This is a genomic window from Mangrovicella endophytica, from assembly GCF_002893625.1.
GTDB classification, from domain to species: Bacteria; Pseudomonadota; Alphaproteobacteria; order Rhizobiales; family Rhizobiaceae; genus Mangrovicella; species Mangrovicella endophytica.
In genome coordinates this window covers 509,135-523,526 of record NZ_PKMZ01000003.1, presented here as the reverse complement: position 1 = coordinate 523,526, position 14,392 = coordinate 509,135, and the positions used below count along the sequence as shown (strand labels likewise).

The 14,392-nt window shown below is 67.5% G+C and carries 21 protein-coding genes; all 21 read left to right on the top strand.

What is annotated here, in order from left to right; all coding sequences use genetic code 11:
• Positions 1-220: 220 nt before the first annotated feature.
• Positions 221-388 carry a hypothetical protein gene (locus C0R46_RS20950; RefSeq protein ID WP_167713022.1) on the top strand — a complete coding sequence of 56 codons (168 nt, stop codon included), beginning with the start codon at positions 221-223 and terminating at the stop codon, positions 386-388.
• Between the two features lie 140 nt (positions 389-528).
• Complete coding sequence (locus tag C0R46_RS11330) at positions 529-972, top strand: hypothetical protein (RefSeq protein ID WP_102959795.1); 444 nt, start codon at positions 529-531, stop codon at positions 970-972.
• Positions 973-1,533: 561 nt separating this feature from the next.
• Positions 1,534-1,860, top strand: coding sequence for a DUF736 domain-containing protein (locus C0R46_RS11325; protein ID WP_102959702.1), 327 nt, complete (start codon positions 1,534-1,536; stop codon positions 1,858-1,860).
• 186 nt (positions 1,861-2,046) lie between these two features.
• Positions 2,047-2,289 (top strand): helix-turn-helix domain-containing protein, encoded by a 243-nt coding sequence (locus C0R46_RS11320; RefSeq protein WP_102959701.1) that lies wholly within the window; start codon positions 2,047-2,049, stop codon positions 2,287-2,289.
• A gap of 120 nt (positions 2,290-2,409) precedes the next feature.
• Positions 2,410-2,673: a DNA -binding domain-containing protein gene (locus C0R46_RS11315; protein WP_102959700.1), complete on the top strand. Its 264-nt coding sequence runs from the start codon at positions 2,410-2,412 to the stop codon at positions 2,671-2,673.
• Positions 2,622-3,107: a transcriptional regulator domain-containing protein gene (locus C0R46_RS21310; protein ID WP_342586506.1), complete on the top strand. Its 486-nt coding sequence runs from the start codon at positions 2,622-2,624 to the stop codon at positions 3,105-3,107. Before C0R46_RS11315 ends, C0R46_RS21310 begins: the two co-directional genes overlap by 52 nt.
• Before the next feature lie 49 nt (positions 3,108-3,156).
• Complete coding sequence (locus C0R46_RS11310) at positions 3,157-3,558, top strand: DUF2285 domain-containing protein (protein ID WP_245413530.1); 402 nt, start codon at positions 3,157-3,159, stop codon at positions 3,556-3,558.
• Positions 3,559-3,684: 126 nt separating this feature from the next.
• The gene (locus C0R46_RS11305; RefSeq protein ID WP_102959699.1) at positions 3,685-3,966 is read left to right on the top strand and encodes a helix-turn-helix transcriptional regulator; all 282 of its coding nucleotides are present in this window, start codon (positions 3,685-3,687) and stop codon (positions 3,964-3,966) included.
• An 8-nt stretch (positions 3,967-3,974) separates the two neighbouring features.
• Positions 3,975-4,859 carry a replication initiator protein A gene (locus C0R46_RS11300; protein ID WP_102959698.1) on the top strand — a complete coding sequence of 295 codons (885 nt, stop codon included), beginning with the start codon at positions 3,975-3,977 and terminating at the stop codon, positions 4,857-4,859.
• 208 nt (positions 4,860-5,067) lie between these two features.
• Positions 5,068-5,706: a ParA family partition ATPase gene (gene parA / locus C0R46_RS11295; RefSeq protein WP_102959697.1), complete on the top strand. Its 639-nt coding sequence runs from the start codon at positions 5,068-5,070 to the stop codon at positions 5,704-5,706.
• Complete coding sequence (locus C0R46_RS11290; RefSeq protein WP_102959696.1) at positions 5,703-5,957, top strand: ribbon-helix-helix protein; 255 nt, start codon at positions 5,703-5,705, stop codon at positions 5,955-5,957. The genes parA and C0R46_RS11290 overlap by 4 nt, the downstream gene beginning before the upstream one ends.
• On the top strand, positions 5,954-6,475 hold the full coding sequence (locus tag C0R46_RS11285; protein ID WP_102959695.1) for a DUF2840 domain-containing protein: 522 nt from the start codon (positions 5,954-5,956) through the stop codon (positions 6,473-6,475). The genes C0R46_RS11290 and C0R46_RS11285 overlap by 4 nt, the downstream gene beginning before the upstream one ends.
• Positions 6,472-7,017 carry a S26 family signal peptidase gene (locus C0R46_RS11280; RefSeq protein WP_102959694.1) on the top strand — a complete coding sequence of 182 codons (546 nt, stop codon included), beginning with the start codon at positions 6,472-6,474 and terminating at the stop codon, positions 7,015-7,017. The genes C0R46_RS11285 and C0R46_RS11280 overlap by 4 nt, the downstream gene beginning before the upstream one ends.
• 35 nt (positions 7,018-7,052) lie before the next feature.
• Positions 7,053-7,403 carry a DUF736 domain-containing protein gene (locus C0R46_RS11275; RefSeq protein WP_102959693.1) on the top strand — a complete coding sequence of 117 codons (351 nt, stop codon included), beginning with the start codon at positions 7,053-7,055 and terminating at the stop codon, positions 7,401-7,403.
• 3 nt (positions 7,404-7,406) lie between these two features.
• Entirely contained in the window at positions 7,407-8,183 is a 777-nt protein-coding gene (locus C0R46_RS11270) for a lytic transglycosylase domain-containing protein (protein ID WP_102959692.1), read from the top strand.
• Positions 8,184-8,427: 244 nt separating this feature from the next.
• Positions 8,428-10,164 carry a relaxase/mobilization nuclease domain-containing protein gene (locus tag C0R46_RS11265; RefSeq protein WP_102959691.1) on the top strand — a complete coding sequence of 579 codons (1,737 nt, stop codon included), beginning with the start codon at positions 8,428-8,430 and terminating at the stop codon, positions 10,162-10,164.
• Between the two features lie 28 nt (positions 10,165-10,192).
• Entirely contained in the window at positions 10,193-12,187 is a 1,995-nt protein-coding gene (locus tag C0R46_RS11260; RefSeq protein ID WP_102959690.1) for a conjugal transfer protein TraG, read from the top strand.
• Between the two features lie 7 nt (positions 12,188-12,194).
• Positions 12,195-12,629 (top strand): ribbon-helix-helix protein, CopG family, encoded by a 435-nt coding sequence (locus C0R46_RS11255; protein ID WP_102959689.1) that lies wholly within the window; start codon positions 12,195-12,197, stop codon positions 12,627-12,629.
• 216 nt (positions 12,630-12,845) lie between these two features.
• Positions 12,846-13,781, top strand: coding sequence for a P-type conjugative transfer ATPase TrbB (trbB, locus tag C0R46_RS11250; protein WP_425349877.1), 936 nt, complete (start codon positions 12,846-12,848; stop codon positions 13,779-13,781).
• Entirely contained in the window at positions 13,778-14,110 is a 333-nt protein-coding gene (locus C0R46_RS11245; protein WP_102959687.1) for a TrbC/VirB2 family type IV secretion system protein, read from the top strand. The genes trbB and C0R46_RS11245 overlap by 4 nt, the downstream gene beginning before the upstream one ends.
• Positions 14,110-14,391 carry a VirB3 family type IV secretion system protein gene (locus C0R46_RS11240; protein WP_102959686.1) on the top strand — a complete coding sequence of 94 codons (282 nt, stop codon included), beginning with the start codon at positions 14,110-14,112 and terminating at the stop codon, positions 14,389-14,391. Before C0R46_RS11245 ends, C0R46_RS11240 begins: the two co-directional genes overlap by 1 nt.
• Position 14,392: the final 1 nt, after the last annotated feature.

Sequence of the window (14,392 nt, the reverse complement as noted above, 5' to 3'; positions counted from 1 at the left end):
GATAGTCGTCCCGACACCAATCGTGGGGCAGCACCAACCCCGCTTTTCTGCGCTGATCCTTGGTCAGACTGATCGCTTGACGCCATCAACCCGTGAAGGGTCGGCTATGCCAGCATGCCGCCGCTGCGGCTTCGCCTGCGCGGTGATTGCAGCGCTCAGCCCGACACATCGGGCGCCTGTTAGCGGGGGATGGCCCTCCGCTCGAACAGGAGCCGGATCGATGTCCCTCAACGACGCTCACGCTTTCGCCTTCAGCCTCGCCACCACGCTGATGGCCGCCATCATCATCTTCCAGGCTGGCGACGGCACGCTGTCGGTCACCCCCGCCAGCGAATATGACGGCGACATCGCCGCCATCGTCCATGAGATCGACCCCTTCGCCCCTTGACCGGGGCGATCGGGTCGCAGGAGCGGAAATCGCCGCTGATTTCCGCTCCCGGCACGGGCGCTCTTGCGCTATACTTCAGCCGCGCCGTGGTGGTGGTGGAGGCGCGGCCGTCAGACCTTGTCCATACGGAGACCACCGCCATGATCATCCTAGCAATAGTTGCATCCGTCGCAGCGATAGGCCTGCTTTGCTGGCTGCTGTTCACGCTGGCCGTCTTCGCGCTGCCGGCGTTCGTCGGCGTGACCGCAGGCGCTTGGGCGCACGGTACGGGGGCCGGCATCCCGGGCGCCATTGTGGTCGGCGCCGTCGCGGCGGCGATCACGCTCGCCGCCGGCCATCTGCTCATCACCTTCGTCCGGCCTATGTGGTTGAAGCTGATCGTGGCCGCAGCCTTCGTGGCGCCTGCGGCGATCGCCGGCTTCCATGCCACCCATGGCATCGTGCAGCACCTTATGCCGTCCAACGCGTGGCAGATCACCTTCTCCGTCATCGGCGCGGTCGCGGTGGGCATCACCGCCTTCGTGCGGGTCGCTGGAATGGCGACGGCTCCGGCCCCGTCCGGCCGGGACCTTGCACGGGCCTGATCTTCGTCATCGCCGTCAGCAGGATCAGGGCAGCCGTGGCCGTGGTCGCTCCCGTCGTCTGATGCCGGAACGATGGGCGTGTCCGACGCGGATCGACGCTGGTCCGGAAAGGCGGTACTCGTTGGAGCGCTGCGGGAGCAGAGCCGTGTCTTGGCTGGCACGGGACATCGGCACGGCGATCTCGGTGGCGGCGGTGGAAAGCCGGGATGCAGCAGCGTCGGCCTGGCGGGAGGAGACGAAGTCGGTGAGCATGCCGTGGCGCCGGTTGCCGTTGCGGGACGGCCGCCATCTTCTCCGTTATCTGACCTTGCCTCGACCGCTCCAAACGGCCTCTTCAATGGCCTGATCTGGCCGAAGGCCGGCTGCGCCTCGATCGCCTATGACGCAACAGCCGCGTCGAACTTTCTTCCCCTACCGGCTGCGCCGCTATTCCTCGCGAGACAAGAAAGCCCTCCTTAGCTGTCAGGCCCCTCCGGGGTGCGCCGTCGATCGCCTCCGGCCTGCCGATCGCCATGGAGGCCGCAATGGTGCGGGCTCGGGAACGGAAAACGGAGACCTACAATGGCGACCATCGGCACCTTCAAGAAGACCGGCTCGAACGAGTTCACCGGCGAAATCGTCACCCTCAGCGTCCAGGCCAAGAACGTGCGCATCGTCCCCGACCAGCGCGCCACCGGCGAGAACGCCCCCAGCCACCGGGTCCTGGTCGGCCGTGCCGAGATCGGCGCGGCCTGGTCCAAGCGCTCCAACGAGGGCCGCGACTATCTGGGCCTCAAGCTCGACGATCCGAGCTTCAACGCCCCGATCTACGCCAACCTCTTCGACGACGAGGAAGGCGACACGTTCTCGCTGATTTGGTCCCGGCCCAACGGGCGGCGGGGCGACTGAGTCCCCGCGCAAGGCCCCGGTCGGGAGGCCGGGGTCTTCGACGTCTAGGGCGACCGAATCAGTTCGAGCCGCATGGATGCAAGCAAAGACCGCCAGAGGGCCTTAAAGCTGGCCTTGGCGCCTTGGAGCGACTATTATAGTCGTAGTTCTGGCGTGGGCGTAGGTCCGAATGGGAGGTGATCATGCATGATCACCGCCCGACAATCTCGGGCCGCACGCGCGTTGCTGGGTTGGACACAGGAGACGCTCGCTGACCGGGCCCGGGTATCTTTGACCGCGCTGAAGCGCCTCGAGTCCGAAAGCGGCCTCGAGGTCTATGAGAGCACGCGCGATGAAGTCCGGCGCGCGTTCGAGGGCGGCGGGATCGTCTTCCTGAACTCCGACCAGGGTGTGGGAGTGATGCTTGTCAACAGGAAGAGAGACGATTGACGCGTCGGCGGGCAATCGCCCCGCTCCGCCGCCGTGTACACGGTCTGGCAATGGCCTCTGCTCTCAAAACAGCGTTAACAATCCCCTTCAAAATGGATACATCTATGAACGGGGGATACCGTGACCAAAGAAGACTTTCTGGATCAGCCGCCTGATGGCGCAGCTCTCACCGCCTATGACCAGGCGCATCTGAAGCTTTACCTGCGCCTTCTCGATGCTGACGCTGACGGTGCGGACTGGAAAGAAGTCGTCGAAGCGCTCTTCGGAATCTGTGCCAAAACCGATCCAGAACGCGCCGCCCGCGTCCACACCGCTCATCTCTCCCGCGCCAAATGGATGACCCAAAGCGGTTACGGCGAACTCCTGGGGCCCCGCCTCCACTGAGGCGATGCAGGATTTGCATCACGTTGATCCGACTTCGTTCTTCCCAGCAATCACTCAACTTGGAATCGTCATCGCTTCACAACTCGCGTTGCGTAACATTTGCGCGGAGGCGGCGGAGGATGTCCGAGGAAGAAAATTGGCGGTCTGAGGCCGCCTATGACTATATCGATCAGCTTACGACAAGCGAACTTGCCTGGGAATTCCTACGGCGAAACCCGGATTACAGGAGGTCCTTTCAGGAATTGTTGTCCTCCAGGCGATTGAGCGACGAAACAGCGACGGCGTTTGCTCAGCAATGGGGGTTATGTTTTCGCAGCAGACCCACGCATCACGGGCCTCGCGCAGCCGATCTTCTGGACCCCGCAAACCGATCCGGCGGCAATCATCCTCCAAAGCGGGCCCGCCCCTTCCGTAGGTTCTCATCTCACCGTTGACGATCTTCGGGCTCACGCTGTCCGAGAGCGCGAAGCAGCGCTTCTGCGGTTGAACCTCCACGGCAAGCGATTCGATGTCAGCCTTTCAGGTTCGAAAGAAGGCGACGCGCTCGCCGCGGTGATCCCGCTCGACGAGATGACCCCGGACCGCCTGACGGCATTGGGCCGGTTCTGGTCGGCCGCGACAGGCCGTGCGGTGCCGGCGGACCTGCGCATCACGCCCCAGCGGCTTCAACGGGCGCGACAGATGCTACGCGCCGTCGATGCCCGCGAAACGGGCGCCACCTACCGGGCCATCGCCCACTTTCTTTTCCCCCAACATGAGAACGACGCGTCGTCGTGGGTTGGCAGCGCCATCCGCGAAACGACCATTCGTCTTGCCCGCGACGGCATGAAGCTCGTTCGCGGCGGATACCGGGCGCTGCTGCGCCGTCCCCGACGCGAGCGCTGACACCCATCGGGTGTCGAATTTAAGCTTCTTACTTCGACATCGTTCAAGGCGCCGTCTTCGCGCCACCGTGCTCGCAACCCGCCGCTCATCCGAAGCGGCCTCCCGCGAGACCACGGAGGTTCGATCATGGCCGAAAAAGCCGCCAATCTACCGCCACGATACCTGAGAACGCAGGAGGCTGCCCGCTTCCTTGGCCTCTCTGAGCGCACCCTCGAAAAGCATCGTACCTACGGCACCGGCCCGACCTACCGGAAGCTCGGCGGCCGCGTCGTCTACTCCGTCGACGACCTCCAAGCCTGGGCGGATCGCGGCCTCGTCACCTCAACGTCCGACCCGCGCGGCGGCACCGTTCTTCCAGCCAAGCGCCAGGCGGTTTCGCCTGCTGTCGCCGGCCGCCTCCCGCGCTGAGTCCCGGCATGTCGGCGCGCCTTCACAGCAGCGAACGCGAGCAGCTCGATCTCTTCCGGGCGCTGCCTGGTGATCTCGCGCCCCGCGACGCGCAGGACTTGATGGCGTACCCGTTCTTCGCCCTTGGCAAGTCGAAGCGGATCGCACCGATCGACTTCAAGGCGGGCTCGATCATGATCCGCGTAGAAGCCGTCCCCGAACACGGGATGGCCACCATCTGGGACGCCGACGTGCTGATCTGGGCCGCGTCCCAGATCGTCGAGGCGCGTGATCACGGCCTGCGCCCGTCGCGCCTGATGGCGGCCACGCCTTACGAAATTCTGCAGTTCATCGGCCGCGGCGTCGGCCTGCGGGACTACGACCGATTGAAGGCCGCGCTCGACCGTCTCCAGTCGACGACGGTGGCGACATCCATTCGCCAGCCGACCGAGCGGCGGCTGCACCGCTTCTCCTGGATCAACGAGTGGAAGGAGCGCGCCGACGGCAGAGGCCGGCCGCTCGGCCTCGAGCTGATCGTGCCGGACTGGTTCTACGCCGCCGTTCTCGATGACGCGCTCGTGCTGACCATCGACCGCGACTATTTCGGCCTGACGGGCGGCCTGGAGCGCTGGCTCTATCGCCTCGTGCGCAAGCACGGCGGCAAGCAGGAGTTCGGCTGGAGCTTCGATTTCCCGCATCTCCACGCCAAGTCCGGCTCGCTCTCGCCGCTCAAGCACTTCGCCTACGACCTGCGCGACATCGTCCGCCGCCAGCCGCTGCCGGGCTATCGCCTGACCATCGAGCAGTGCCTCGGCGGGCCCGAAATCCTCTCCTTCAAACCCATCGATCCGAACGCGCTCGGCATCCCTCGCCAGCGCCGCCGCTGGACCAAGCGCCCTGGGGATAAGCTGTGAATCGTCTCGTGCTATCAGGGACCGGACCCATCGTGCCATCGAGGACCCGATCCTCGTGCTATCGGGGACCGGAATCGCCGAATCCGCTCGCTGAATCAGCAACTTGCGAGCCCCGTAACTTCTCTAACCTAGATTCCTTCGGAATCTTTCTAACGCGAACCGCATTTTCGCGGCGTGTGGACGAGTCCCCGATCGCCGGGAGACCGTCATGATCGTCGCGTTGCTCAACCAGAAGGGCGGCGTCGGCAAGACGACGATTGCGCTCCACCTTGCCGGCGAATGGGCAAAGCGCGGCCAACGCGTGACCCTCATCGATGCGGACCCGCAGGGCTCGGCGCTCGACTGGTCGCAGCAGCGGGCGCGTGAAAGCCTGCCTCGGCTTTTCGGGGTGGTCGGCCTGGCGCGCGACACGCTGCATCGCGAGGCGCCCGAGATCGCCCGCGACGTCGATCACGTTATCATCGACGGGCCACCACGCGTCGCCGGGCTGATGCGCTCGGCGTTGCTCGCCGCCGATCTGGTATTGATCCCTGTGCAGCCGTCGCCCTTCGACGGCTGGGCCTCGGCCGAGATGCTGTCGCTGCTCGGCGAAGCACGGATCTACCGGCAGCAGCTCGTCGCGCGCTTCGTTCTCAATCGCTGCGCCGCGCGCACCGTCATCGCCCGCGAGACCGCCGAGACGCTCGCCGACCATGACCCACCGCTGCTTGCCGCCACGATCGGCCAGCGCGTCGCCTTCGCCGATACCGCGCAGACCGGCCGCCTTGTCGGCGAGCTAGACAGCGACAGCGCCGCCGCCCGCGAGATCGCCGCGCTGGTCACCGAAATCGGGAGGATCGCGCCATGACCGCGACGCCTCCGAAGCGCGGCTTCGCCACCCGACCGGGCGACGCGGAGACCTGGATCAGGGCGGCTGACGCGCCTGCGCCGCGCCCGCCCGACGCGGCCATCTACACCGCGCGGCTGACCATCGACGTCACGCCTGACCAGCGCGCCCGGATCAAGATCGCCGCCTTCCAGCGCGGCGTCACCGTGGCCGACATGCTGCGCGAGCTGCTCGCGCGCGAATTCCCCGACAGCACTGGAGACGCGACATGACCGGCGCCGCCGCCATCCGTGCGCGCGGCGAGCCGAGACCGGCCTCGCCGCCGCCCCACGACCTGACCGAAGTCGAACTCACCTGGATCGAGAAGCGCGTCGAGAACTGGATCAGGTTCGGCCGCGAGGTCGGCGAACAGATCCTCGACCGCCGTCGGCGCGTGCTGCGCTTTGCGCCGGATAGCGTCTTCGCCTTCGTGCGCTGGGCCGCCAACGACTACGGCACCATCACCTCACATCTCGACGTGCTGCGCACCGTCTGCGCCGGCGAGCCGCAGCAGACCGTGCCCTTCGTGCGCCCCGGCGGTGACGCCCTGCTCAAGGTTGAAGGATGGCCCAAGGTCGAGCGCGTGCTGCAGATGATCGATGCGATCGAGGCGATCGGCATCGATCCGAGCGACGTGTCGCCCGATCATTGGCGGCACATCCACAACAGGATGAGCGCCGGCGAACAGCCGCGATCCTACACGGCCGAGCACCACAAGGCCTTCCTGCTGCGTCGGAGGGCCGGATCATGAGCCGCTTCGGCTACGTCATGGTCACCTATGTCCTGACCATGGGCATGGCGATCGCCGCCTTCGTCGATTTCCCGACAAAGCTGATCTGGAACGCCTCGGCGAGTACGCCGATCGGGCTCTACAGCATCGCGCCAGCCGACCGCTTCGAGGTCACCGATCTAGTGGCCGTGCGCGCGCCCGAACCGCTCGCCGCCTTCATGGTCGAACGCGGCTATATCGGCAGTGGGGTGCCCTTGATGAAGCGGGTCGCGGGCGTTCCAGGTCAACAGGTCTGCCGCCGCGATCACGCCATCACTGTCGATGGCGTGCCGATGGGCGATGCGCTCGATCGCGACCATCTCGGCCGCTCGCTGCCGGTCTGGCACGGCTGCCGACGCATCGCCGAGGGCGAGCTTTTCCTGATGAACTGGTCGGTCCGCGACAGCCTCGACGGCCGCTATTTCGGACCGTTGCCGACCAGCGATGTGATCGGCCGGGCGACGCCGCTCTGGACCGATGAGCACGGCAACGGCGGCTACGTCTGGCGCGCGCCGACCCGCTGAACTGCCGCTTCCACCCCCAACCCAAGGAGACGAACATGACCCAGATCGGCCAACTCACCCGCACCAAGTCCGGCTATTCCGGGCGGCTCACCGCGCTCGGCATCGACGCCGAACTCGCCTTCGTTCCGGCCGAGGCGTCGGAGGCCGAGAACGCGCCGGACTACCGTGTCCTGCTCGGCGGGGACGACGGCATCGAGATCGGCGCCGGCTGGAAGCATGTCGGCGAACGTGCCGGCGACTACGTCTCCGTGCAGCTCGACAGCCCGCTGTTCCCGCGTCCGCTGCGCGCCAACCTCTTCCGCTCCGGCGACGACAACGGCACCTGGGGTCTGCACTGGTCGCGGCCAGCCAAGCCGCGCCCCAACACGCGCGACAGCGAGGACTGAGCGGTGCGCGGCCCGCATCGATCGCAGCATCATCGGAGCGGCACGGACAAGTCCCGTGCCGCCTCCCGGCTGCTCCTACTTCTCCTTTCCGGCCTACCGATCGCCGCTTCGCCAATGTCGCCGGCGCAGGCTCAGGCCGTGCCGCCGGTTCCGGCCGAGGCGAGCACCCAGCTCGCCGGCTTCGTGAGCGAGGCCTCGCAGCGGTTCGGCGTTCCGGTCGCCTGGATCCGCGCGCTCATGCGTGTTGAAAGCGCCAACGACGCGCGCGCCGTCTCGCCCAAGGGTGCGATGGGCCTGATGCAGATCATGCCCGAAACCTGGGCCTATCTGCGCGCCCGCTATCGCCTTGGCAGCGATCCGTTCGATCCCCGCGACAACATCATCGGGGGCACGGCCTATATGCGCGAACTCTACGATCGCTACGGCGCACCGGGCTTTCTCGCGGCCTACAATGCGGGACCCGGACGGTACGACGACCACCTCGCGAATGGCCGCCCGTTGCCGGCCGAGACGCGCGCCTATGTCGCCCAGCTCGCGCCCCTTGTCGGCGGCGAAGCGTTTCCGGCCATCGTTACCGTTGCCGCCGCCGACCCGCTGGCCTGGACGCGCGCGCCGCTCTTCATCGGCGCATCGGATCGCGGGCCGGGCGCAGCTCCGGTGCAGGCGGACGCACAGGCGCGTGACGGCAATACAGCCGCTCCACCGCGTGATGTCGCGGCCGATGCGAGCCCGACCGGCGGCCTGTTCGTCTCCCGACGGGAGCCTGCAGGCCCGCGATGACCGCCTTTCCCGTCCATCGCAGCATGGCGAACCCCAGCGCAGTTTGGAGGGCGTTGGGAGGGAGGACCGCAAACACAACCGCACGATGGCAGGATAAAGGGGCGCGATGTGCGCTTCGGTCCGGTTGTGTTTTTTCAAGGGGTTATGCCGCGATTTCGCGAGGTGCGCCTGATCGGCGCAGCCTGCGCATCGGCCCATTCCCAAGCAAAATCATCGCGTTGGCGCGATGTGTGGAGCGCCGGGCATGACCGACGACCACGACTTCCGCATCCGGCCAGGCCGCATCCGCTCGACCAGCGCGCAGCGGGCGCGGCCCTTCATCGCCCAGGCGCTGGCGGCCGCCCAGCGCGCCGGCGGCAGCGTCTCCCGGCAAGGGAAAATCGGGTCGGGCGCGCGGTCCCGGTTCGGGCGCGGCCAGCGCGCCTCCATCCAGGCGAACCGCCTCATCACCGCCCGCTCGCGCGGTGCGGTCATCAAGGCGCGGGTCGTCCGTCACGGGGGGCGGTCCGCGCCGCTCTCGACCCATCTCGACTATCTCCGCCGCGACGGCGTCACCCGCGACGGGGAGAAGGCCCGGTTGTTCGGTCCGGGCGGCGATGACGTCGACGCCAAGGACCTCGCGGAGCGGTCCGAGGACGACCGCCACCACTTCCGGTTCATCGTCTCGCCGGACGACGCGCTGGAGATGTCCGACCTCAAGGGCTTCACCCGCGAGCTGGTCGGCCAGATGGAGAAGGATCTCGGCACGCGGCTCGAATGGGTCGCGGTCGATCACTGGAACACCGAGCATCCGCATGTCCATCTGATCGTGCGCGGCGTGCGAGATGACGGCGAGAACCTGGTCATCTCGCGCGACTACATAAAGGAGGGCATGCGCGATCGGGCGCGCGACCTGATCACCCAGGAGCTGGGGCCGCGCACCGATCAGGAGATCCGGCGGACGCTGGAGCGCCAGATCGACGCCGACCGCTGGACCAACCTCGATCGCCAGCTCGCCCGCGACGCCTATCGGACCGGCGTCATCGATCTCGCACCGCATCCCGATCGGCAGCCCGACGAATTCCATGCCCTCAAGATCGGGCGGCTGCGCAAGCTCGAAGGCCTCGGCCTCGCCGACGAGATCGGCCCGGGACAATGGACGATCTCGGACAAGGCCGAGGCGACGCTCCGCGAACTCGGCGAACGCGGCGACATCATCAAGCGCATCCATCACGGCCTGACCGAGCGCGGCATCGAGCGCGGCGCGGCGGGCTATGTGCTGGCGTCAGAAAGCCTCAACGCTCCGGTCATCGGCCGCCTGGTCGCCCGCGGCCTCGACGACGAGCTGAAGGGCACCGCCTTCGCCGTGGTCGACGGCGTCGACGGCCGAACCCACCACATCAAGCTCCCTGACCTCGACGCGGCCGGCGACAGCGCGCCGGGCTCGATCGTCGAGCTTCGGAAATTCGACGACGCGCGCGGCCAGCGCCGCGTGGCGATCGCGGTGCGGTCCGATCTCGACATCGAGCGGCAGGTCACCGCGACCGGCGCCACCTGGCTCGACCGGCAGAATATCGCCCGCGAGCCGGCAGCGCTCGGCGGCGGCTTCGGCGCCGAGGTGCGCGACGCCATGGATCGGCGGGCCGAGCATCTTGTCGGCCACGGCCTTGCCGAGCGCCAGAAGCGCGGCGTCAGCTTCCAGCCCGGCCTGGTCGACACGCTGCGGCGTCGCGAGATGGAGGCGGTCGCCGAACGCATCGCCGCCGACATCGGCCGGCCGCAGGTCAAACCGGAACCCGACGAATATGTCACCGGCATCTATCAGCGGCGGCTGAACCTCGCGAGCGGCCGCTTCGCCATGATCGACGACGGGCTCGGCTTCAGCCTCGTGCCCTGGACGCCATCACTCGAAAAACAGCTCGGCCGTCACGTCTCTGGCGTCGCCCGCAGCGACGGCGGCGTCGACTGGAGCTTCGGCCGCCAGCGGGGGCTCGGCCTGTGACCACCATCCCAAGCGAAAGGACCCCGTCGTGTCCGCCACAAAGATCCTCTGGGGCCAGATCCTCACGGTCTTCGCCATCGTCCTGTTGACCACCTGGGCCGCCACGCAATGGACGGCTTACCGGCTCGGCTTCCAGCCTCAGCTCGGAGCGCCATGGTTCATGCTCGGCGACTGGCCGATCTACTACCCATGGTCCTTCTTTCCCTGGTGGTATTTCTACGACGCCTATGCGCCGCCGATTTTCGTCGAGGGCGCCTATATCGCCGCGTCAGGCGGTTTCATCTCAATCGCCGTCGCCATCGGCATGTCGGTCTGGCGGGCCCGCGAGGCGAAGAACGCCGAGACCTTCGGCTCGGCGCGTTGGGCGCATGATGACGAAGTGCGCGGCGCCGGCTTGCTCGGCGAGGACGGCGTGGTGCTCGGCAAATATGACCGCGCCTACCTCCGGCACGACGGGCCCGAGCATGTGCTCTGCTTCGCGCCGACCCGCTCCGGCAAGGGCGTCGGCCTGGTCGTGCCGTCGCTGCTGACCTGGCCGGGCTCGGCGATCGTCCACGACATCAAGGGCGAGAACTGGACGCTGACCGCCGGTTTCCGCGCTCGGCATGGCCGGGTGCTGCTGTTCGACCCGACCAACGCGAAGTCGGCCGCCTACAATCCATTGCTCGAGGTGCGCCGCGGTGAATGGGAGGTCCGCGACGTGCAGAACATCGCCGACATCCTGGTCGATCCGGAGGGCAGCCTCGAAAAGCGGAACCACTGGGAGAAGACCAGCCACGCGCTGCTCGTCGGCGCGATCCTGCATGTCCTCTACGCCGAGGAGGACAAGACGCTCGCCGGCGTCGCCGCCTTCCTCTCCGATCCGAAGCGGCCGATCGAATCCACCTTGGCGGCGATGATGAAGACCGCCCATCTCGGCGAAAGCGGCCCGCACCCGGTGATCGCGTCGGCCGCCCGCGAGCTGCTGAACAAGTCCGACAACGAGCGCTCCGGCGTGCTCTCAACCGCAATGTCTTTCCTGGGCCTCTATCGCGATCCCGTCGTCGCCGAGGTGACGCGCCGTTGCGACTGGCGCATCGCGGACATTGTCGGCGCCCGCCAGCCGACCAGCCTCTACCTGGTCGTGCCGCCATCCGACATCGCCCGCACCAAGCCGCTCATCCGGCTCATCCTCAACCAGATCGGTCGGCGCCTGACGGAGGACCTCAAGGCCAAAGGCAACCGGCACAGGCTGCTCCTCATGCTCGACGAGTTCCCCGCGCTCGGTCGGCTCGACTTCTTCGAATCCGCGCTCGCCTTCATGGCGGGCTACGGGTTGAAGGCGTTCTTGATCGCGCAGTCGCTGAACCAGATCGAGAAGGCCTACGGACCCAACAACTCGATCCTCGACAACTGCCACGTCCGCGTCAGCTTCGCGACCAACGACGAGCGAACCGCCAAGCGCGTCTCCGACGCGCTTGGCACCGCGACCGAGATGCGCGCCATGCGCAACTACGCCGGCCATCGTCTCTCGCCCTGGCTCGGCCACCTGATGGTGTCCCGCTCGGAGACCGCCAGACCGCTGCTTACCCCCGGCGAGATCATGCAGCTCCCGCCCGCCGACGAAATCGTTATGGTCGCGGGCACGCCGCCGATCCGCGCGAAGAAGGCGCGCTATTACCAGGATCGCCGCTTCAAGGATCGGATCATGGCGCCGCCAGCGCTCGCCAGACCGACGCAGCCTGGCGCGGACGACTGGAGCCGGCTGCCGCTTCCGGCACGGCCGGCGAGCGTGGTGTCGGTCGGTGCGGTGATCGTTGATGATGGTGGTGACGAAGATCCGACCGGATCGGAACGGCGTCACCAGCCGGAACTCGAACGCGCCGCGCCGGTCGAGAAGAAGGCGCCGATCGAGAATGAATTCGACGGCGGCTTCGACGACGAGGCCGACGACGACACGGCGCGGATCAGCCGCGCCAACCAGATCATGCAGGGCGTGGCGCGTCAAGTCTCGCTCGACCCGAACGACGGCACGGAGCTGTGAGGCGCCCATGCCCAATCCATCGAAGAAGCAGCGCCTGTCGGTCTATCTCGAACCCGAGGTGATGAAGGCCCTCGCGGCCCATGCGGCCCGGCGCGATCAGTCGCGCTCGCTCATCGCCGAGGCGGCGATCGCGTCCTTCCTGTCACCGGACGCCGCCGAGCGCCAGGAGGCGGCCACGACCAAGCGCCTCGATCAGCTCGATCGTCGCATGACCCGCATGGAGCGCGACGTCGGCATCTCGATCGAGATGCTCGCCGTCTTCGTGCGGTTCTGGCTGACCACCAACCCGCCACTGCCCGAGCCCGCGCAGGCCGCCGCCCGAGCGCAGGCGGGTGAGCGTTACGACGCCTTCGTCGCAGCGCTCGGCCGCAGACTCGCCAAGGGTCCCAAGCTCCGGCAGGAGATTTCCGAGGACATAGATCCCGCGCGCGACGCGCAATAAGCAGCGATTGCGGCAACTCAAGTATTCGGCGATTCCGCCAAACGCCTGTCTTTGTACGCCACGGTACGACGAGCAAAACAACCTGTTGCCGCCGGCCGATTTCCGGTTCTCTTAATCATCCCCGATCCAGGGACGGCCTGACGCGGTCCCGCAAAGAACGGGGACAACGTGGCCGGTTCTTCCGAGAAATCTGAGGCGATACTTCGCGGGGCCCGCATGCTGCGGACCGCACTCGGTCCCGCCATTGCCGGATTCCTCGGGGACGTCAGCGTAGTCGAGGTGATGCTCAACCCCGACGGCCGTCTCTGGGTCGACCGGCTCTCGGAAGGTTTGTCGGACACGGGCGAGCGGCTCTCCGCGGCCGATGGCGAGCGCATCGTGCGCCTGGTCGCCCACCATGTCGGCGCCGAGGTCCATGCCGGCAATCCCCGGGTTTCGGCCGAGCTGCCGGAAACGGGGGAGCGGTTCGAGGGGCTTCTGCCGCCCGTGGTGACGGCGCCGGCCTTTGCCATCCGCAAGCCCGCCGTCGCCGTCTTCACGCTGCAGGACTATGTCACCGCCGGCACAATGACCGCCGAGCAGGCCGAAATTCTGCGCCAGGCCGTCGCCGATCGCCGCAACATCCTCGTGGCCGGCGGCACCTCGACCGGCAAGACGACTCTCACCAACGCGCTGCTCGCCGAGGTGTCGAAGACCTCCGACCGCGTGGTGCTGATCGAGGATACCCGCGAGCTGCAATGTTCCGCGCCGAACCTCGTCGCCATGCGCACGAAGGACGGCGTCGCCACGCTCTCCGATCTCGTCCGCTCTTCGCTGCGCCTTCGTCCCGACCGCATCCCGATCGGTGAGGTACGCGGCGCCGAGGCGCTCGACCTGCTCAAAGCCTGGGGCACCGGCCACCCCGGCGGGATCGGCACGATCCATGCCGGCACCGCGCTCGGTGCGCTCCGCCGCCTCGAGCAGCTCATCCAGGAAGCCGTCATCACCGTCCCGCGCGCGCTGATCGCCGAGACGATCGATCTCGTCGCCGTCCTCTCGGGGCGGGGCTCCACCCGCCGCTTGGCCGAGCTCGGCCGCGTCGAGGGCCTCAGCGCCGACGGCGACTACCGCGTCCGCCCCGCAACCCAGTCCCCCGAAGGAGAACCCGCATGATCCGCCGTGCCCTGCATTTTCGTCGCCATGTCGCGACAACCGCATCCGTCCTCCTGGCCAGTGTCCTGCTCGCCCCGGCCGCCCACGCCTCCGGCTCCTCGATGCCGTGGGAAGCGCCGCTGCAATCGATCCTCGAATCCATCGAGGGGCCGGTCGCCAAGATCATCGCGGTGATCATCATCATCGTCACCGGCCTGACGCTCGCGTTCGGCGACACCTCGGGCGGCTTCCGCCGCCTGATCCAGATCGTCTTCGGCCTGTCGATCGCCTTCGCCGCGTCGAGCTTCTTCCTGTCGTTCTTCTCGTTCGGCGGCGGAGCGCTCGTCTAATGGCGGGCCTGATCGAGAGCGGCGGCGACGTGCCGGGCTACACCGTCCCGGTCCATCGGGCCTTGACCGAGCACATCTTGCTCGGCGGCGCACCTCGCGCCGTCGCCATCCTCAACGGCACGCTCGCCGCCGCTCTCGGTCTCGGTCTTCGCCTCTGGCTGGTCGGCCTCGGTCTCTGGGCCATCGGCCATTTCGCCGCCGTCTGGGCGGCCAAGCGCGACCCGCAATTTGTCGACGTCGGCCGCCGGCACCTCCGCATCCCCGGCCACCTGAACGTCTGAG